This window comes from Aminobacterium sp. UBA4834 (genome assembly GCF_002400205.1).
In the GTDB taxonomy this organism is placed as follows: domain Bacteria; phylum Synergistota; class Synergistia; order Synergistales; family Aminobacteriaceae; genus Aminobacterium; species Aminobacterium mobile.
In genome coordinates this window covers 31660-50408 of sequence record NZ_DHFC01000018.1, presented here as the reverse complement: position 1 = coordinate 50408, position 18749 = coordinate 31660, and the positions used below count along the sequence as shown (strand labels likewise).

The window sequence follows — 18749 nt, the reverse complement described above, 5'->3', positions numbered from 1 at the left end:
ATGTCCTATCGATTAGTTCATATTGGGTTCGGAAACATGATTGTCGCTGAAAGGATCGTTGCGATTATTCATCCGAGTTCAGCTCCTATAAAACGTCTAAAAGAAGAGGCCAAAGATGAAGGGCGCCTTATAGATGCTACTCAAGGCCGAAAAACTCGGGCTATTCTCGTAACGGATAGCAACCACGTGGTCCTCTCCGCTATACAGCCGGAGACGATCGTTAACCGTTTTGAAGAAGAGCCAGACGATGAGGCAACAGAATAAGCGAGGAAGGCTCTTCGTCCTGTCAGGGCCAAGTGGAGCAGGAAAGGGGACAGTCCGCAAGAGGTTGTTTGAATCAATGCCGGACCTTATTTTTTCCATTTCATGCACAACACGAGATCCTCGGCCAGGTGAGGTGGATGGGGCGGATTATCGGTTCATAAGCGAGGGATATTTCAAAAGTCTAGTGGATCAAGGTCTTTTTCTTGAATGGGCTCATGTCCATGATCATCGTTATGGAACTCTGAAATCAGATGTGGATAAAGAGCTGTCCCAAGGAAGAGATGTCGTCCTTGAAATAGATGTGCAGGGAGCTCTTCAGGTTCGGTCCGCATGTCCTGAGTGTGTCCTTATCTTTATTATGCCCCCATCTATAGCGGAACTGGAGCGTCGACTTAAAAAGAGAGGGACGGAAGAGGATTCGGCAGTAGAATTACGGTTGCATAACGCAGTAGAAGAGATGAAGATGTCTGAGAAGTACGATTATGTAGTTGTAAATGATGAAGTAGAGCGGGCAGTTATGGAAATTCGAGAAATAATTTTAAATTACAGAATTAATCGTTAAAAGGAGGTTCCTCTATGAAATTTTATGACATAGATGACTTAGAGAAAAAAGTTGGAGTAAGTAACAAGTACCTCTTAACAGTCCTTGTAGCAAATTGGGCTCGCCGAGTAAGCGAACAGAAGAGCCGTGTACTTGAAGAAAACTCTGAGCAGTATCTTTCTCATGCAATTCGAGATTTTGAAAAAGCTAACATCAAAATTCATCTCCCTGAATCGCGCTCTGAGGGGTTTCTTTCAGGTGGTTCCAATGCTCAAATGGAAGGATAAGCGACGGATAGTATTAGGAGTTACAGGAGGTATAGCTGCATATAAAGCGCCAGAGATTCTTCGAGCCTTAGTAAAAGCTGGCTGTGAGGTAGAAGTTGTTTTGACAGAAAGCGCAGAAGCTTTTGTAAGCCCTATGGTGCTTTCAACCTTGGCAGGAAGACGAGTATGGAGACAAAGGGATTTCCTTTCAGATGAAAATGGTTGGAAGATCCCCCATATCCATCTTGCTGATTGGGCTGAAGTCGTTATTGTCGCCCCCTGTACAGCCGAAACCTTGGCACGTCTTATAGAGGGTAAGGGTGAAATGCTTCTTGATGCTCTCGTTTTGGCCTCAAAAGCTCCAATTCTTCTTTTTCCCGCCATGAATGTGCACATGTTAGAACATCCGGCTACGAAAAATAATGTAAAACGAGCGGCAGAATTAGGCTACAAAGTTATAGATCCGGAATCAGGAACGTTAGCCTGTGGTTATGAGGGGCAGGGGCGGCTGCCTGACACATCGGTTATAGTTGAAGAAGCATGGCGTGCCCTTTCTCCCCTCCGTGATTACGATGGAGTTTCTACTCTCATCACAGCTGGTCCGACATGGGAGTTTTTGGATCCTGTTCGCTTCATCAGTAATCCGAGCAGTGGGAAAATGGGGTTTGCTCTTGCTCGGACAGCTTGGTATAGAGGAGCACATGTACAACTTGTTTCTGGTCCTGTTTCCCTTCCACACCCTCACGGAATATCTTTTCGATCAGTGACGACTGCTCTTGAAATGCGTAATGCTGTAATAGAAGAGATGGAGAATATGGATGTAATCGTTAAAGCAGCTGCTGTAAGCGATTACAGAACAGCTCATACCTCTGAAGAAAAGATAAAAAGGGAGGGGAAGGATACTCTCAGTTTGGAGTTAGTTCAAAATCCCGATATTGCTGCAGAGGTGGGGAAGCGTAAAGGGCCACATCAGATTCTTGTGGGCTTTGCGGCAGAGAGTGGTCATTTAGTAGAACATGCCAGAGGAAAAATGGAAAGAAAGAATTTGGACCTCATCATAGCTAATGATATTACCGCTACAGATGCCGGTTTTGCCGCGGATACCAATCGAGTAAAAATCATTACTAGAGAGGGCGACATTACGGATTTTGAAGGCTCGAAAGAAGAAGTGGCATGGCATATCTGGAACATAGTGGCGGATCTTCGGCAGGGGAGACTGAGCCATTGACCTTAGTGGAGGTATCAGTTCCTGGTCCATGGTGGAACAGCCTTACTTATAGCAGTGAGAATGTGCTTCCAGAAGGAGTCCGTGTTTCTGTTCCCATGGGACCCTCAAAACGTATCGGTTTTTCGTTAGGCGTTGCTTCGGAACAAAAGAATTCTTCTAAGACGTATCGTATTCGTCCTCTCCATTCAGTGATAGATTCGGTTTCTCCTTTCCCCCAAGATCTTTGGCTTCTAAGTGAGTGGATTGGGGCTTATTTTTTTTGTGGGAGAGGAACTGCTCTTAAAGTAATGTCTCCATCTTTTCTCCTTAAAGGTGATTGTATAGACAGTAAGATTCTCGCGAATGGGGGGGGCATAAGACCTGTAAAACGTTATGCAGAAGAGTATTGTTATTTTCCGGAAGATGAGGGGCGTTATAAAAAATATATATCTCACCTCAAGGAAAACCCCGGTCCAGCCCTTCTCCTTTTCCCTGAAGGAAGAGTAGCCGAGCTTTTTTGTGCTCGTATGGAGGCTGAGGGATTCTCGAACGTCGTTTTTTGGCCCTCTAGTGGAGGGAAAAAACAGTGGGAAGCATGGCAGTTGGTTCGTAGCGGTGAAGTTAATACAGTGGTTGGGGGTCCTGGCGCTGTTTTTGCTCCCTTACCCCAGTTAAATACTATTCTAGTGGATGAAGAGAGCAGCCCTGTTTATCGCATGCAAGCTTACCCTCATCTTCATAGTCGTGCTGTGGCTATGCAGAGAGCTCGTATCGCTCAATGCTCTATATTTCTTGGAGGTCGTTTGCCCTCATCTAAAGTGTATCTTTACAAAAAGCTGGGGAGGAATAGCTACTCGCCAAAATCCAGACTTACTTTTGTTGATATGAAATGTTCCGGGCAAGCGGAAATTCCGGGTATTTCTCATTCGATACCTCTAAGTGAATCTTTGGTGAAGGGAACGTTAAACTGTGTTTCAGAGGGACATACGGCCCTTTGGATCCTTGACCGCAAAGGATATGCAGGGGAAATTTCCTGTGAGGAGTGCGGAGGAACACTGACATGTCATCACTGTGGAGTCCTTCTTCGTGCTGAAGAGAAAGCCTCTCGTCTTGTGTGTCCCTTGTGTGGGTATTCTGCGGCAGTGCCCGAGCGATGTCCTCGTTGTGGAAGCCTGCTGCTTATAGGTCGGCGTCCTGGGCTTGAGACCATAACGCCTATTGCTAAAGCCCTAGTTGGCGCCCATATCCCCGTGTTAGAATGGCATTCAGATAAGAATGTAAGCAAAAAGGCTCTTCGCGAAACGCTTTTAAAATTAAAAAAAGGTGGTATCGTTGTCGGTTCAAGGCTTGCTCTTTCTTTAAGTGATGAAGTAATGGTAGGTTTAATAGGCTGGATTGATGCAGATAGCGAATCACGAAAAGTAACGTACCGGTCCCGTTTTGATGCTTTTCGGCTTATATGGGAATCTTGTTGGAGGGGCATAGGAGCCGATGATCGTAAGGTTATTGTTCAGTCGCGCCGACCTGGTAAAGGTTGGCAGCGAGGGCTTATGAGGGGATGGGATATGTTTTGGCACAGGGAATTGAAAGAAAGAAAGGATTTTGATTTCCCCCCTTATAGCATGATGGCTGAGATAACAACTTCTTTGGCTATGAAAAAGCCATTGTTAGAATACATGCAAAACCACGAAGTACAAGTTATGGACCCAGGGGATAAAGATCCTTCTCTCTGGGTTTTTGTCCGTCACCCTAACGCGTTGATGGACATACTGAAACCTTGGTTTCATATTTCTCGATCTAAAGAGGGCTTTCCTAGCGTGGCTCTTTGGATTGACTAGGATATTTTTAAAGGAGGAGCGAGACTATGCCCATTGTTGCTATTGTGGGTCGCCCTAATGTAGGGAAATCATCGCTTTTCAATAGAATTCTTGGACGTCGAGAAGCTATTGTTGACGATATGCCCGGGGTGACTCGGGATCGAATTTATGGAGAAGTAGAGTGGAAAGGAAAAAATTTTTATATAGTTGATACGGGTGGTCTCCTTATTCGTGATGACCATCCACTAGTGGATGGAATTCGTAAACAGGTGACTTTAGCCATCCAGGAAAGCCAGGTTATACTTTTTGTTATTGATGGGATGGAAGGGCCAACGTGGATGGATGAAGATGTGGCGCAGATTCTTCGTCAGTCTGGCAAACCTGTTGTTGTAGTGGCTAATAAGCTCGATGATGGAGTGCATGAAGATCGTGTTTATGATGCCTATACCTTTGGCTTTGAACATGTAATAGGGATCAGCGCTCTTCATAAACGGTATATAGATGATCTTCTCGATATGGTTGCCTCTTTTTTACCAGCGGAAGAAAAAGAAATAGTGAACCCTGACGAAATTCGCGTTTCTATTGTTGGGAGGCCCAATGTAGGGAAATCGAGTATTATTAACGCTCTAGCTGGAGGCGAACGTGTTCTGGTCAGTGATATCCCGGGAACGACTCGAGATGCCACAGATACTGTTATAGAGACAGAGAAGGGAGACTTTCGTCTTATAGATACGGCAGGGCTTCGTAAAAAGAGCCGTTTTGATAGCGATCTTGAATATTATTCTTTTGTAAGAACTCTTCAGGCGGTAGATCGTAGTGATGTAGCTTTGCTTATTATGGATGCTTCCGAACCGGCTACTGATCAAGATAAAAAAATGGCAGCCCAGGTGATAGAAAAGGGGAAGGGAATTATTCTTGTAGTTAATAAGTGGGATACCCTTAAAGTGTCACCTAAACTTGGGGATGAAATGAAGAAAAAAATATATGAAGAGATGCCATTTTTAACATATGCACCTATTCTTTTTGTTTCAGCATTGACTAAACGTGGTCTTCACAAACTTTTAGAAGCTGTTGTTACTGTCCACGGGAATCGTAAGCGTCGCATAGGTACTACAGAATTGAATCGCCTTATGAGAGATGTTTTGGCCTTTCAATCGCTTCCTACCAATAAGCGTGGACGGGCCCTTAAAATTTATTATTGCACCCAAATAGAAATAGAACCTCCAACATTTGTTTTCTTTGTAAATGATCCAGAAATAGTTCCTCTATCTTTTAAGAGACATATAGAAAACAAAATAAGAGAAATGTCTACTTTTGATGGATCCCCACTGCGACTTTTTTGGCGTATAAGGCAATAAAATGAAATTCGGACTTGACCATATGCCATGTTACTGGTAATAATAAATCGTCGCAAAGCGTGTCTGTAACAAGACTTTATATTAAATCAAAAGAAAAGGAGGTAGTTTAGGGTGACAAAGACAGATCTTGTTAATGCGGTTGCCAAAGCAACAGGTTTGAATAAGCGGGAAGCTGGTGCCGCCGTGGGGGCAGTATTGGAGGCTATTGAGAATTCTCTTGCCAAGGGCGATAAAGTTCAACTTGTTGGTTTTGGAACCTTTGAAGTGCGAGAGAGAGCTGCCAGAGAGGGACGAAACCCTCAGGACCCCAAAAAGATTATTAAGATTCCTGCAAAGAAGGTTCCTGTTTTTAGACCGGGTAAGGCTCTTAAAGAAAAAGTGGAGTAGGAATTTTTAAATTTTTTTCGTAAAAATGGAGCCCTTTCTACAGAGAAAGGGCTCCATTTATTTATGTTATTTTTTTATAAAGAGATTTCCAAAGAGCAAGCCATTCTTCTCCTGTTAAATCCTCAGCTCTTAAAGTAGGTGGGAAATGAAGAGTGGAGAAACTTTCTATGAGACTTTCTTTATCAATGCCATTTCGAGCTGCTGAATTTATCAATGTCTTTCTTCTTTGTGCAAAAGAGGCGCGGAGAAGATTTCTCCAACTTTCTTGCCTGGGTAAATCAAAATTTTTCTCAACTTTTATATTTATAACGGCAGATTCCACATTAGGTTGAGGGAAAAATACCTGAGGCGGTACTTTTCGCAATATTTTTTGTACCCCCATCAATTCTAAGGTAATACCTAGCGGATATCTATCTTTAGTTTTAGGAGGAGCAATTAAACGTAAAGCAGCTTCTTTTTGAACCATAAAAAGCATAGACTGTAACCCCTTGCCTGAAAAAGCCTCAAGAAGACGCCATATAAGTGGAGTAGTAATGTGATAGGGGATATTTGCGACAACCTTATTAGGAATAGCCGGCAGATTTTTTTCGTAATCGAATGTTATGGCGTCCGCCCAAAATATGGAAAGGCGAGGTTTATATTGTTCTTCAAGTGGGTCGAGATATTCATGAAGTGTTTTATCTATTTCCAGAGCAAAAACAAACGCACAAGGGGACAACGCTAATTGTTGGGTTAAGACGCCTTGTCCAGCTCCAACCTCCAATATAATATCTGTCTCCTCAATAGAGGCCCACTTGACAATCTGAGCCAGAATGTTTTTGTCTTGTAGGAAATTTTGTCCTAAGCTTGATTTATGTTTAAACGTTTGGTCTTTCATTTTTCCTCCGCATCTATTTTCCTTATTCATCAACCGATTTCGTATTATGCCATAAATTATAGAGAGCGCAAACATTCTTAGAACAAAGAAGTAGGAAATATAGTAGACGCCATCTGCATCCTCCTGAAAAAGGGTCCTCAGAAGTATACTTTGCCTGTCGAATTTATTATCGCCGTTTTTATTGGTAACGGGAAAAAACGGAAAATTTTACCGCACTATTATCGAAAACAGATCTCCTGGTTCTCCTGCCAGGAACACTAGGCTTCCCCCAGGTACGAAGAGCTCGCTGCTGTCTATAATGCTGTCGTAAACTTTCTCCACCTGCCGTCCGGGAAAAACGATCACTCTGCCATTTGCAGGCTTTTCGATGGACATAATACCTCCCTGTTCGACCTTCCTCCATTCGTTTTCGCCTTCAGATCCGATCATTATGGTATTTTCCCCCGGTACTAGCGTTCCTGCGATATCCTCGCTTGAATAAACGAACTGGATTGCCTTCAAACGGATAGCTTCGTCTTTCTTATAGAGCTGGATATTGCACTGATCGCGGAAGCCTGTTGCGGCAATTGCCCCAAAGTCGGGGGTTTCCGCCCTGTTCACTCCAAAGAATTTCACATACCCGGGAAGATCGCCGTATACTTCGGATTTTACCAGCAAAACATCAGGAAGTTGCACATACTGAGAAGCGTTGCGTATCAGCCAAAACCTGCCGTCCATTTCCACTGACAGACTTTTTGTTTTTTCTACTGGATCGATCTTCTGGAACATGGGAATATCTGCCCCGTACCGCGGGATTTTTTCCGCGACAAGATAAACTGTCTTCTCTTTCGTTAGAAAGTAATATCGGTAACCAGTTGCAAAATCATGAAATAAGCCTCCGTTGTGAACCAGTGAAAGAATCGGCTTTTGTTTATTCTCTTTCGACTCTTCGTCTTCCGAAGGAGAAGCGAGGGAGTAGACGTTCAGCGTATGACTCTCATTGTCAAAGACCATGCGAACAGCTTGTTGTGTGTTTACATAGAATCCTTCGAGTTTCAAAAACTCATCGGGAATAGGCTCTGGCTTTTGAGGTTTGACGGGAAAAACCGGTTTCGGTTCGAGGAGCCCCCTGTCTTTCATGAGCGCCTCCATAATACGGAACGTAGCTTCCGCGGCGCTAGCTTGTCCGGAGTAAATCACTGCAACCGCCATCCGTTCCTGTGGAAGAATCTGGAGATTGGTTGAATAGAACAAGGTCCCGCCGCTTTTACCCAGAACCTGGTACCCATTCTCCCGATAGGCCGGAAGGAGTGCATAATCCCACCCAAAGGCGTCCAAAAGGGCATCCCCCTTCAGTAAAGAAGAAAAGGGGGTAGGCTGTCCCTTCAAAACATCCTTTAGCGAGGAATCTGAAAGAATGTTCTTTCCGCCGGGGGCAAAACTGTCCCCAAACCGGCAGAGGTCCTCCGGAGTGGAGGAGAGTCCGCCTGCGCCCAGCACCGTTACTACCTCGGGGGGATATTTATTCCCCTCTTCATCGTAGAATTCGGCAATCTTTCCTCCAGTAACGCCGACACTTTCACTCGAGTTCCACATCTCAAGGGGAGTAAATATTCTTTCGGTGACAAACGAGGCGAATGACTTCCCTGAAACCCGCTCAACGATCATCTCGGCCAGGGTGAAACCGTCATTGCAGTAAATACTCATTTCACCTGGGGTGTGCTTGAGATCCGCATTCTTCAGTGTTTCAAGCAATAGGGTCCGGTGATCCTTGTCAGCCTTGTACCCAAAAACAAATGTGGAGCCAGGCAGGCCTGAAGAATGATTGAAAAGCATCCGCACTGTAATGTCCCGGTATCGGGGATCTTTCATTACGAATTCAGGTATATGCTTTACCACAGGGTCTTCGAGGCTTAATTTACCCTCATCTGCCAGCAGCAGAATTGCCACGGCAGCGAACATTTTGCTCGTTGAGCCTATATTGAACCGAGTGTCTTTGTCCACGAGACGGTTAAGTGAGCGGTCTGCCGGTCCAAATCCCTCCGAATACACTATATTGCCCCTGTCCATCACTGCTACCGATGCGGAGTTTCCCCCTCCAGAGATAATAGTTTCCCATATTATTTCTCTTGCGGCCGAAACTGTGTTCGGGTAATTAGCGACATTGCCAGAACACGGCAGGATGAAGATGATAAGAATTAATATAACACACGGAAGACTCATAAGAACAGGCAACGCTTTACGGGTTCTCATTAATGTTTCCTCCCTTTCACACGTTTTACTGCTTCAAGTTTGAAATCCGGTGTGTAATATTTGCCCATCTTCTGCGGCACCTCTCTGATCTCCAGTATATCGTCTCTTTATACTGTCCATTAATTCGGGGGCGCTACGATCAGGTGTGCACGTAATCCGAGTTTTCGCATTGAGCGCTTTTTTGTGATAGGAAGTCTATAGTAAACGCACCTTGTTTTTTCTCCCAACGTTGACCACCCAACAACGAGGTGTATTACTATCGAGCAAATAACATAATTGTCAATATTGTTCAAACGATCATAGCACCTTCTTGCAGAAAATGTAAGATTTGTGTCTTGTTTGGGGGTGGATGGGAAGGCAAGCGATCAAAAGTAAGCGCAAACAAGCAAAGACGGAGATACAAATGATCGCGTTACCCTTGGGGATATGGCGTAATGTTGAGCTTCAGCGAAATGGGACTTTCCCCCGCCTTATGAGACACAGTATGAAAAAAAAGCGTAAGATCTTTAAACGGACATTGTATGCATTCCGCCAAGTTTTAGGCGGAAATGACTTAATGTTACCCACAGTGGCATATCCCATGTCATCAACCCCCTTGAATGTAAGGCTTTGACATTGAAAATCCGCTTGTTTTTGACCCCCTGCTGGGGGCTTTTTAGCCCTTGGAGAGAAAAAACTAGAGAATGGTTAAAAGACACAAAAAAGGGACGCCTACTAGATTTAGCGCCCCTTGTATATTCATGGTCGGGACGAGAGGATTCGAACCTCCGACCACCTGCACCCCATGCAGGTGCGCTAGCCAGGCTGCGCTACGTCCCGATGACTTGGGTATTGTACCTAATCTTCCTCTCGTGGTCAAGAGTTGAGAAGGTCTTTCTATTAGAAATTGTCCACGTGTTCTGGAGGATAAAAAAGAGGCAGTCTCTTAAGAAGACTGCCTCTCACGTTTCATTTACGTGAAGCTATTTACGCTTCAGTTTTTATTGTTTCCTTACCCATTTCAGCTAACTGCTTGTAGGTTTCATACCTCTCTCTTGCTTCTTTGGCTGCTTTGTCAAAGAGCTGGTCGGCAATGTCGGGGAAGGATTTCATCAAAGAAGAGTATCTGACCTCGCTCATCAAGAACTCTTTGAAATCGGCCTTAGGTTCTTTAGAGTCGAGGATAAAGGGGTTCTTACCCTCCTCAGCAAGAAGAGGATTATAGCGATAGAGATGCCAGTAACCAGCTTCTACAGCTTTCTTCTCCTGAGCCTGAGATTTGCCCATTCCTACTTTAATTCCGTGGTTGATACATGGAGCATAGGCAATGATCAGAGAAGGTCCTTTATAAGCTTCAGCTTCAGTTATAGCTTTCATAAGCTGGTTCTTATCAGCACCCATTGCTACCTGGGCTACATAAACGTAACCATAGGTCATGGCAATACGGCCAAGATCCTTCTTCTTAACTCTCTTGCCGGATGCAGCAAACTTCGCTACAGCAGCTGTAGGTGTGGACTTAGATGACTGCCCACCAGTATTGGAGTAAACTTCTGTATCGAACACAAAGACATTCACGTCTTCTCCAGAAGCCAACACATGGTCAAGGCCACCGAAACCAATATCATATGCCCAACCGTCTCCGCCGAAGATCCAGACAGACTTTTTCACAAGATAGTCTTTCTTTTCAGCTACTTTGGCGAGAAGCTCATTTGCTTCTTTGCTGCCAAGATCCTTATTGAGGATGGAATATATTTTCCCAGCAGCCACTTTAGATTTCTCTCCGTCGTCTTTGGAAATTAGCCACTCTTCAAAAATAGCCTTTATATTAGTAGGAATATCCAGAGCGAGAAGCTCTCGTACAACCGCTGTCAGCTGCTTTACTGTATTTTTCACAGAGAGATACATTCCAAAACCATGCTCAGCATTATCTTCGAAAAGCGAGTTAGCCCAAGCTGGCCCCTGGCCTTTCGCATTGGTGGTGTATGGCATGCTTGGAGCAGAGCCTCCCCAAATGGAAGAACAGCCTGTAGCATTAGAAATGAGCATTCTGTCTCCGTAAAGCTGGGTTATTAATTTTGCGTAAGGTGTTTCTCCACAGCCAGCACAAGCACCAGAGAACTCAAGAAGAGGCTGAGCAAACTGGCTGCCTTTCACCGTGTTTTTGTTTGTGAGATGGGATTTGTCAGATACTGTTATGGCAAAATCCCAATTAGGGACCTCTGCTTCAGTCTGAGAAGCGATAGGTTTCATCTCAAGAGCGCTTACAGGGCAGATATCTGCACAGTTCCCGCATCCTAAACAGTCAAGGGAGTTGACCTGCATACGGAACTTCAGCCCGGCAAACTCTTTCCCTTTAGCGTCTACTGTGACGAAAGTCTTGGGAGCTTTTGTTGCTTCTGCTTCGTCAAGAAGCACGGGACGAATGGCAGCATGAGGACAAACCATGGAGCACTGGTTGCACTGAATACATTTATCTTTCAGCCATTCAGGAACGTTGATGGCCACTCCTCGTTTTTCATAAGCAGCTGTGCCGGAGGGGAAGCTGCCGTCTTCTCTGCCAACGAATGCACTTACAGGAAGTTTATCTCCTTCCTGTTTGTTAATGACATCGCAGACATTTTTAATGAAGTCGGGTCTCTCTTCGCCACAGCAGCAACACTCATCTTCCGCATCTTTCCAGCTTGCAGGGATATCGATTTTTATAAGAGAGTCCTTACCCGCATCTACGGCTTTATTGTTCATCTGGACAATTTTTTCTCCCTTTAGACCGTAGGTTTTCTTGATAGCATCCTTCATATATTTTACTGCGTCATCAATAGGAATGACATTAGCGAGCGTAAAGAATGCGGACTGCATAATCATATTGATTCTGTTACCCAACCCTATTTCTACGCCAAGATCAACTCCATTGATAATGTAGAACTTAATATCATTCTGAGCAAGGAATCTCTTTACATTTCCAGGTAAATTTTTCTCCAGCTCATCTATAGTAGTCCACTGGGTGTTCAGAAGGAAGGTGCCTCCTTTTTTCAAACCCGCCAAGATGTCATAGAGATGTACGTACTCCTGCTTATGGCAAGCAATAAAGTCAGCTTCATCTATGAGATATGTAGAGCGGATGGGTTTTTTCCCGAATCGTAGGTGGGAGATGGTGACTCCACCAGACTTTTTCGAGTCATAGGCAAAATATCCCTGAGCGTACATATCTGTGTTGTCTCCAATGATCTTAATGGAGTTTTTATTAGCGCCAACAGTACCATCAGATCCAAGCCCCCAGAACTTGCAACGAATGGTTCCTTCTGGAGCTGTACTAATGTTCTCTTTTACCTCAAGAGAAGTGTGAGTTACATCGTCTACTATGCCAATAGTGAAATGATTTTTAGGTTCCTCATTCTTAAGATTATCGAATACAGCTTTAATCTGGGAAGGAGTGGTATCTTTAGAACCAAGACCATATCGGCCACCGACAATAATCGGTTGATGGTCTCTATCGTAGAAGAGTGTTCTTACATCTTCATAGAGAGGCTCACCAAGAGCACCTTGTTCTTTAGTACGGTCAAGAACAGCTATTTTCTTTACAGAAGCGGGCAGGGCCTTAAAGAAGTATTTAGCGGAGAAAGGACGATAAAGGTGAACTTCAATGACGCCTACCTTCTCTCCCTTGGCATTGAGATAGTCTACAACCTCTTCTGCCGCCTGACAGGCCGAACCCATAATGACTATGACGCGATCAGCATCGGGAGCTCCATAATAGTTGAAGGGATGGTACTCTCGACCAGTGACTTTTGTGATTTCCTGCATATATTCTTCCACCATGTCAGGAAGATCAGTGTAAAATTTGTTCGCTGCTTCTTTTGCCTGGAAATAAATATCAGGGTTTTGTGCCGTACCTTTCTGATAAGGCCGCTCGGGGTTTAAGCCGCGGGCTTTAAATCGTTTTACAGCATCCCAATCTACTAATTTAGCGAGATCTTCATACTCCATAACCTCTATTTTCTGGATTTCATGAGAAGTTCTGAATCCGTCGAAGAAGTTAACAAACGGGATGCTTGATTTAATAGCTGCAAGGTGAGCCACTCCGCTAAGGTCCATTACTTCCTGAACACTTCCAGAAGCAAGGAAAGCAAATCCAGTTGCTCTGCAAGCTGTTACGTCACTGTGGTCTCCGAAAATGGACAAGGCATGTCCGGCAACAGCTCGTGCAGATACATCAAAAACACCGGGCAACAGCTCTCCTGCTATTTTGTACATATTGGGGAGCATTAATAAAAGCCCCTGAGATGCAGTAAAGGTTGTAGTAAAAGAGCCTGCAGAAAGAGAGCCGTGAACTGCTCCCGATGCTCCGGCTTCTGACTGGAGCTCAACTACATCGACAGTTTGTCCGAAGATGTTTTTCCTTCCATGAGCTGCCCATTCATCGATAACCTCTGCCATAGGTGAAGAAGGCGTGATCGGATAAATTGCAGCAACTTCTGTGAACGCATAGGAAACGTGTGCAGCTGCTGTGTTTCCATCCATTGTTTTCCACTGCTTAGCCATTCATGTACCCCCTCTAAGTATTTTCAATCATGAGCTTTTTCACTACTGGTCCAACCAATAAGTATAAGCCCTTCTATTGAAATATAATAATAATTAAGTGCTAAAAAAGAAATAGGTATTGATAAAGGAAAAATTTTGACAAGAGATGGACATTTTTCACACAAGTGCATTGTTTTTGCATTTTTTACTCTAATCAATTTTTTCTAAATAGAGAGATAAAGGCTCCCTTCTTTGGGGTCATATTATCACAACGAAAGGAGCTGTCAATGTTATTATATTAACATTCTATTCGTGGTTTATCATTGTTATAATAACTAATTCCCAAGGGATTATGAAAGGCTGTTATAATCTATCTGCTTTATTTTTCACGGCGAAGAGAGATGTAAGAGGAGGAGGCGTTTTAGTGATTTCCTTGCCTTTGGAGAGCGTTATATTGCGTCCAGAAATAATGAGCATCCCTTTTGATCTTTCCTCTTTTGGGAAAGGGCAAAATGTTGTTGAAATAGGTTTTGGGAATGGAGAATTTCCTGTCCATATGGCTCGGACATATCCGGACGATACGTTTTTTGGTATTGAGGTTTCCCAAACATGCGTTTTGAAAGCGGCAAAGCGTGTACGACAGTTAGGACTTGAGAATGTATATCTTATGTGTGGAGATGCCCGATTTCTTATGAGGGAATGTTTTGAGAATGGATCTATCCATAAAATATATATGAATTTCCCTTGCCCGTGGCCGAAGTCTCGCCACTCTAAGCGAAGGGTTACTGCTCCGGGCTTTTCTGATGTGCTTGCAGGAGTCTTGGCTCCTAATGGAATTTTTGAGCTTGTTACCGATGAAGAGTGGTATGCTTTGGAAGTACGGGATGTTTTATCTGTTCACCCAGCATTGGTTCTTTATTCTTATGTTAAAAATCCTGTCCGGCCTGTTACTACAAAATACGAACGAAAATGGTTGGCGCAGGGGAAAGATATTTATAGGATACAGATTCGCAAGAAAGAAACATTTTTAATGGAGCGCCTGGTAAAAGAAGGTGAGAGGATGCATACTAAAGTTGATGTTATAGATTGGAGTCGCTCTTTTTTTCAAACAATAAAAGGAGAGAGCGAGAGTGAAAACGAGTGTCATTGGACATATCGAAATTCCTATTTTTCTCCCGAAGGAGTTATTTTACTCGAAACAATTGCTACGGACGGAAATTTTGAGCAAAAATTCTTTTTGAAAATAGTGAAAGAAGAGAAAGAAACTCTTATTAAGCTTGATGGAAGCTGCTTGGTGTATCGTACGCCAGCAGTCAAGAAATCTATATTTTACCTTGCCGAACGATTGCGTCGTGAGGGGTTGAGACAGTGAAGGGGTGTACTTTTTACCCTATAGGGGTTGTTCATTCGCCAGTGAAAGACCCGGTTCACCCTGATCTTTTGAAAGATGTAGAGGCTAAGATCGAGATTAAACCTTTTTATGAGCTGGGATTAGATGACCTTAGGGAGGGACAGGAGATCATAATAGTTTTTCGTTTTCATAGATCTTCGTCTTTCCACTTCCACGTTCATCCCAAAGGAGATCTGGCGCGTCCCTTAAAAGGGGTTTTTGCCACGTGTTCGCCTCGACGGCCTAATTTCCTTGGTGTCAGTCGATGTGTTTTAAAGCGCAAAGAGGGGTGTTGTCTTCACGTCTCTGGCCTTGATGCTATAGATGGAACGCCGGTACTCGACATTAAGCCTTTTGCTCTATATGGAGGAAGGGGATAATGAAAGATGTACGGCCCACATCTTCAAAGGTGCTCCAAGCGTTGTTTAATATCCTTGACTCCCTTAATGGAAAGGCTTTTCTTGACTTATTTGCTGGATCTGGCCGCGTAGGGCTTTATGCTTATGAAAAAGGTGCCAGACCTGTTGTAGAAGTAGAATTGCTGAGAAAAAGAGCAACTGCTATTAGACAAATGTTTCGAGGAGAGGATACAGATTTTATTGTTCTTTCTATGGACATCCGTCGAGCGCTTGGGTGGTTAGCGAGAAGAGAGTTTTCTTTTGATATTGTTTTTGCGGATCCACCTTATGAGGAGGGGTGGCCCTCTAAAATTATCGAACTTATGACCGAATACGAAAGATTATTGAAGGACGATGGAGTGTTAATTATAGAGCACTCAGTAAGAGAGTGTGTTGAAGTGCCATTACATTTATTTGTGCTTGATGACCGTCGTACGTACGGAGATACTGTCCTGACATTTTTAAAAAAGGAGAGGAAGGAGGACTCCCGATGAGGCGCCCTATTAGGGCTGTATACCCAGGGTCTTTTGATCCAATTACTAACGGGCATATTTATATCGCAGAGAGAGCGGCAGCCCTTTTTGATGAGTTGGTAGTCAGTGTTTTATTGAATCCTCAGAAACAGTCTGCTTTTACGGTGGAAGAGCGCCAAGCAATGGCTCGTGAAGCTTTGAGTCATCTCCCCAACGTGAAGATAAGCTCTTTTAATGGGCTGCTTGTTGATTTTTTGCGTCAGGAGCGGAGCCGCATTATTATTCGGGGACTTCGTGCCCTTTCTGATTTTGAGTATGAATTCCAACTTGCTTTAATGAATCGTCAGCTAGCCCCGGATATAGAAACGCTCTTTATTGTTACTGACGCTAAATATTCTTATCTTTCAAGCAGTGCCGTGAAAGAGATTTTCAATTTTGGGGGGCCAGTACAGGAGATGGTTCCACCTGGAGTTTACAGGAGGCTTCGAGAGCGGTTTCCTCGTCCCATCCAAAGTCAGAGGTAAAAAGGATACCCTAAAAGCGTAAAGGGGTGGCTTTGATTTCGTGGTTAACTATAGAGTTGGGAACTAGGTTTTCCCATAAAATCGAAGCTTTATTTTCTATCTGGAGGAGTTGGGCTGCTGGCCCTTTGGATGAAGGCATATGTCCCCTCGTTATAAGAGGGATGGAGCCGTGTTTCTTTATTTCTCGTAGTATATCCTGTCCACGATCTGAGAATCCTAATATTCTGATATATTGTGGCCCCAAACGTTGAAAAGCTCGATTTTCCCAATGAGTCAGCCCAAGAAGGAAATGAATGGCTAAGCGTTGCAGAGTACTTCTTGTGTAACGTCGAGATGTTGCCCTTGAGAAAAAATCATCCCAAGAGGAACTAGTGAAGGCCAGTTTGTAGAAGAGATTTTCCAGCCCTTCCCGCATCTCTGCGTATTTCGCTATTTCCTTAGGGGTAGATCTAATAAGGGATACTTGAAGAAAACGCCATAGGTTTTCGAAAGAAAGAAGACACCGGCCGCTTTTAAGAGACGTATTAATGATCTTTCTGGAGAATTCTGGAATTCCTTTCTCTCCCTGTTTGTAGTTACCGCTCCAGTAAGCTTTTCTGATAGCTGTTGCGCTGGCCCATGTTCCTGAATGGGGATCATGATAACCATACCCCACCCGTTCTATGGCGAGAGGATATAAAGGGTATTTTTGGGTTTTAATGCGGCGGAGATAGGCCAGAGCTAGAGAATTATTAGGTAGAGAAATGAATTGTCCGCCCCCGGCTACAATGCTATCCAGAGCCATAGCTCTAGCCTGGACATAAGAATATCCTTCATCCATGAGGTTGCGGAGTTCTCTCTTGAAAGGTTCGGGTTCGTGAATTAGAATGTCAAGGATTGTGGAGATATGGCAGTTGCTGTTTTCCATACCAAAAGCAAGGTGAGTTACGCACTTGCAAGCAGCGAGAATGTCTACAGCTCCTGCTGCAAAAATGCCGGCATTATGGCACGAAAAGAAAACTGGAAGTTCTATAACGACATCAGCTCCGGCTTCAAGAGCAGAAGCAGCTCTTTGCCACTTATCGATGAAAGCCGGTTCTCCTCGTTGTGTGAAATGAGAGGAGAGAACAACGACAACCCCTGAAGCTTCTGTTCGCTTCACGGCTTCTTTTAAATGGTAGAAGTGTCCATTATGGAACGGATTATATTCAGCGATGATTCCCACAATTTTGGGATTCATACGTCATCACGCTTTCTTTGATTATGATCCATTTAAGATACCTTGTAGAATACTATCAGGTCAAGAAGAGGGAGGAATCTAGAAATAATGAAAGTCTTAGTTATTAACTGCGGCAGTTCTTCGTTGAAGTACCAACTTTTTGATATGGAGACAGAGGACGTACTGGCTAAGGGGCTTGTAGAGCGTATAGGGATAGAGGGATCTCGTATTAAACATACGAAAGTTGGCATGGATCCCATCGTTCAGAACGTAGATATTCCCAACCACAAGGTTGGTATAAAGTTAGTTCTCGATGCCCTTCTCGATGAGAAACATGGTGTGCTCAAGAGCCTTGACGAGCTTGGAGCCGTAGGCCATAGAGTGGTACATGGTGGTGAAAAATTTGCAAGTTCTGTCTTGATCGATAAGGCTGTTGTTGATGCGTTGCAGGAATGCGTGCCTCTTGCGCCTCTTCACAACCCGGCTAACCTTATGGGAATTGAAGCGATGCAGGAAGTACTCCCCAACACGCCTCAGGTGGGGGTATTTGATACGGCCTTCCATCAGACGATGCCTGGCTATGCCTATATGTATGGTGTCCCCTATCATTACTATGAAAAATATAGAGTTCGCAGATATGGTTTCCACGGTACGAGCCACTATTACGTTTCTCGCAGAGCTGCTGAGTTCCTTGGGAAGAAAGTGGAAGATCTTAAAATAGTTACCTGTCATTTAGGTAACGGGAGCTCTATTGCGGCAGTAGATAAAGGTAAATCTATCGATACAAGTATGGGCTTTAGCCCTCTTCCTGGAGTTATAATGGGAACACGAGCTGGAGACGTTGATCCTCTTCTCTTGACGTTCCTTGCCGAACAGGAAAATATTGATCCTAAGGCAATGAGCCATATTCTCAACAAGGAAAGCGGCCTTCTTGGCATCTCTGGAGTGAGCAGTGATCTTCGTGATATTGAAGAAGAAGCTTCTAAGGGAAATAAGAGGGCAGAGCTTGCAGAGTCCATGCTTTACTATGGCATTAAGAAATATGTTGGTGCCTATGCAGCAGCTATGGGCGGTATAGATGTACTTGTATTTACTGCTGGAATTGGTGAAAATAGCGCAGCAGCCCGAGAAAAGGTTTGTAGTGGCTTGGACTTTTTGGGTATTTCTATTGACCCGGAAAAGAATAATGTTCGAGGGAAAGAAACTCTTATCAGCACCGATGACTCTCGGGTCAAAGTGCTTATTATTCCTACGAACGAAGAGTTGGTTATCGCCCGAGATACTCAAAGCATCGTAGAAACACTTAAATAAGGAGTATTT

General features: G+C 44.0%; 16 protein-coding genes and 1 tRNA gene. 12 read left to right on the top strand and 5 right to left on the bottom strand.

The window, feature by feature from the left end; translation table 11 throughout:
• The 7 genes from B3L97_RS06740 (at position 1) to B3L97_RS06710 (ending at position 5840) form a co-directional block, all read left to right on the top strand.
• Positions 1-264: a DUF370 domain-containing protein gene (locus B3L97_RS06740; RefSeq protein ID WP_024822124.1), complete on the top strand. Its 264-nt coding sequence runs from the start codon at positions 1-3 to the stop codon at positions 262-264.
• Complete coding sequence (gmk, locus tag B3L97_RS06735; RefSeq protein ID WP_024822125.1) at positions 248-826, top strand: guanylate kinase; 579 nt, start codon at positions 248-250, stop codon at positions 824-826. The genes B3L97_RS06740 and gmk overlap by 17 nt, the downstream gene beginning before the upstream one ends.
• Before the next feature lie 14 nt (positions 827-840).
• The gene (locus B3L97_RS06730; protein WP_024822126.1) at positions 841-1092 is read left to right on the top strand and encodes a DNA-directed RNA polymerase subunit omega; all 252 of its coding nucleotides are present in this window, start codon (positions 841-843) and stop codon (positions 1090-1092) included.
• Positions 1073-2299, top strand: a complete 1227-nt coding sequence (gene coaBC / locus B3L97_RS06725; RefSeq protein ID WP_024822127.1) for a bifunctional phosphopantothenoylcysteine decarboxylase/phosphopantothenate--cysteine ligase CoaBC — start codon at positions 1073-1075, stop codon at positions 2297-2299. Before B3L97_RS06730 ends, coaBC begins: the two co-directional genes overlap by 20 nt.
• Positions 2245-4116: a prephenate dehydrogenase gene (locus B3L97_RS06720; protein WP_156923349.1), complete on the top strand. Its 1872-nt coding sequence runs from the start codon at positions 2245-2247 to the stop codon at positions 4114-4116. Before coaBC ends, B3L97_RS06720 begins: the two co-directional genes overlap by 55 nt.
• Positions 4117-4142: 26 nt before the next feature.
• Entirely contained in the window at positions 4143-5453 is a 1311-nt protein-coding gene (gene der, locus B3L97_RS06715; protein ID WP_024822129.1) for a ribosome biogenesis GTPase Der, read from the top strand.
• 111 nt (positions 5454-5564) lie between these two features.
• Entirely contained in the window at positions 5565-5840 is a 276-nt protein-coding gene (locus B3L97_RS06710; RefSeq protein WP_024822130.1) for an HU family DNA-binding protein, read from the top strand.
• A 61-nt stretch (positions 5841-5901) separates the two neighbouring features.
• Here the strand turns inward: B3L97_RS06710 and rsmA are convergent, their stop codons facing one another.
• From rsmA to nifJ, 4 genes are all read right to left on the bottom strand, one after another.
• Positions 5902-6717 (bottom strand): 16S rRNA (adenine(1518)-N(6)/adenine(1519)-N(6))-dimethyltransferase RsmA, encoded by an 816-nt coding sequence (rsmA, locus tag B3L97_RS06705; protein ID WP_024822131.1) that lies wholly within the window; start codon positions 6715-6717, stop codon positions 5902-5904.
• Between the two features lie 207 nt (positions 6718-6924).
• Complete coding sequence (locus B3L97_RS06700; protein ID WP_286847653.1) at positions 6925-8949, bottom strand: serine hydrolase domain-containing protein; 2025 nt, start codon at positions 8947-8949, stop codon at positions 6925-6927.
• 741 nt (positions 8950-9690) lie between these two features.
• Positions 9691-9768: transfer RNA gene (locus tag B3L97_RS06695), tRNA-Pro, on the bottom strand.
• 147 nt (positions 9769-9915) lie between these two features.
• Positions 9916-13467, bottom strand: coding sequence for a pyruvate:ferredoxin (flavodoxin) oxidoreductase (gene nifJ, locus B3L97_RS06690; RefSeq protein ID WP_286934638.1), 3552 nt, complete (start codon positions 13465-13467; stop codon positions 9916-9918).
• 403 nt (positions 13468-13870) lie between these two features.
• Between nifJ and trmB the strand changes: the two genes are divergently transcribed.
• From trmB to coaD, 4 genes are read left to right on the top strand one after another with little or no spacing between them, the layout of a single operon-like run.
• Positions 13871-14818, top strand: coding sequence for a tRNA (guanosine(46)-N7)-methyltransferase TrmB (gene trmB, locus B3L97_RS06685; RefSeq protein WP_051461106.1), 948 nt, complete (start codon positions 13871-13873; stop codon positions 14816-14818).
• Positions 14815-15216 (top strand): tRNA (N6-threonylcarbamoyladenosine(37)-N6)-methyltransferase TrmO, encoded by a 402-nt coding sequence (gene tsaA, locus B3L97_RS06680; RefSeq protein WP_024822136.1) that lies wholly within the window; start codon positions 14815-14817, stop codon positions 15214-15216. Before trmB ends, tsaA begins: the two co-directional genes overlap by 4 nt.
• Positions 15216-15728 (top strand): RsmD family RNA methyltransferase, encoded by a 513-nt coding sequence (locus tag B3L97_RS06675; protein ID WP_024822137.1) that lies wholly within the window; start codon positions 15216-15218, stop codon positions 15726-15728. The genes tsaA and B3L97_RS06675 overlap by 1 nt, the downstream gene beginning before the upstream one ends.
• Positions 15725-16231 (top strand): pantetheine-phosphate adenylyltransferase, encoded by a 507-nt coding sequence (gene coaD, locus B3L97_RS06670; RefSeq protein WP_024822138.1) that lies wholly within the window; start codon positions 15725-15727, stop codon positions 16229-16231. Before B3L97_RS06675 ends, coaD begins: the two co-directional genes overlap by 4 nt.
• A gap of 10 nt (positions 16232-16241) precedes the next feature.
• Here coaD and B3L97_RS06665 read toward each other — a convergent pair whose 3' ends face one another.
• Positions 16242-17450 (bottom strand): tRNA(Met) cytidine acetate ligase, encoded by a 1209-nt coding sequence (locus B3L97_RS06665; RefSeq protein ID WP_024822139.1) that lies wholly within the window; start codon positions 17448-17450, stop codon positions 16242-16244.
• An 87-nt stretch (positions 17451-17537) separates the two neighbouring features.
• On the opposite strand from B3L97_RS06665, the gene B3L97_RS06660 reads away from it, so the two are divergent.
• On the top strand, positions 17538-18740 hold the full coding sequence (locus B3L97_RS06660; RefSeq protein WP_024822140.1) for an acetate/propionate family kinase: 1203 nt from the start codon (positions 17538-17540) through the stop codon (positions 18738-18740).
• Positions 18741-18749 lie beyond the last annotated feature (9 nt).

What these genes read in the sequence shown, in the direction of transcription:
- B3L97_RS06740 (WP_024822124.1), top strand. Translation starts at nt 1, where the DNA reads ATGTCCTATCGATTAGTTCATATTGGGTTCGGAAACATGATTGTCGCT.
- gmk (WP_024822125.1), top strand. Translation starts at nt 248, where the DNA reads ATGAGGCAACAGAATAAGCGAGGAAGGCTCTTCGTCCTGTCAGGGCCA.
- nifJ (WP_286934638.1), bottom strand. Translation starts at nt 13,467, where the DNA reads ATGGCTAAGCAGTGGAAAACAATGGATGGAAACACAGCAGCTGCACAC.
- B3L97_RS06720 (WP_156923349.1), top strand. Translation starts at nt 2,245, where the DNA reads ATGGCATATCTGGAACATAGTGGCGGATCTTCGGCAGGGGAGACTGAG.
- coaBC (WP_024822127.1), top strand. Translation starts at nt 1,073, where the DNA reads ATGCTCAAATGGAAGGATAAGCGACGGATAGTATTAGGAGTTACAGGA.
- coaD (WP_024822138.1), top strand. Translation starts at nt 15,725, where the DNA reads ATGAGGCGCCCTATTAGGGCTGTATACCCAGGGTCTTTTGATCCAATT.
- rsmA (WP_024822131.1), bottom strand. Translation starts at nt 6,717, where the DNA reads ATGAAAGACCAAACGTTTAAACATAAATCAAGCTTAGGACAAAATTTC.
- B3L97_RS06730 (WP_024822126.1), top strand. Translation starts at nt 841, where the DNA reads ATGAAATTTTATGACATAGATGACTTAGAGAAAAAAGTTGGAGTAAGT.
- B3L97_RS06660 (WP_024822140.1), top strand. Translation starts at nt 17,538, where the DNA reads ATGAAAGTCTTAGTTATTAACTGCGGCAGTTCTTCGTTGAAGTACCAA.
- der (WP_024822129.1), top strand. Translation starts at nt 4,143, where the DNA reads ATGCCCATTGTTGCTATTGTGGGTCGCCCTAATGTAGGGAAATCATCG.
- B3L97_RS06700 (WP_286847653.1), bottom strand. Translation starts at nt 8,949, where the DNA reads ATGAGAACCCGTAAAGCGTTGCCTGTTCTTATGAGTCTTCCGTGTGTT.
- B3L97_RS06675 (WP_024822137.1), top strand. Translation starts at nt 15,216, where the DNA reads ATGAAAGATGTACGGCCCACATCTTCAAAGGTGCTCCAAGCGTTGTTT.
- B3L97_RS06665 (WP_024822139.1), bottom strand. Translation starts at nt 17,450, where the DNA reads ATGAATCCCAAAATTGTGGGAATCATCGCTGAATATAATCCGTTCCAT.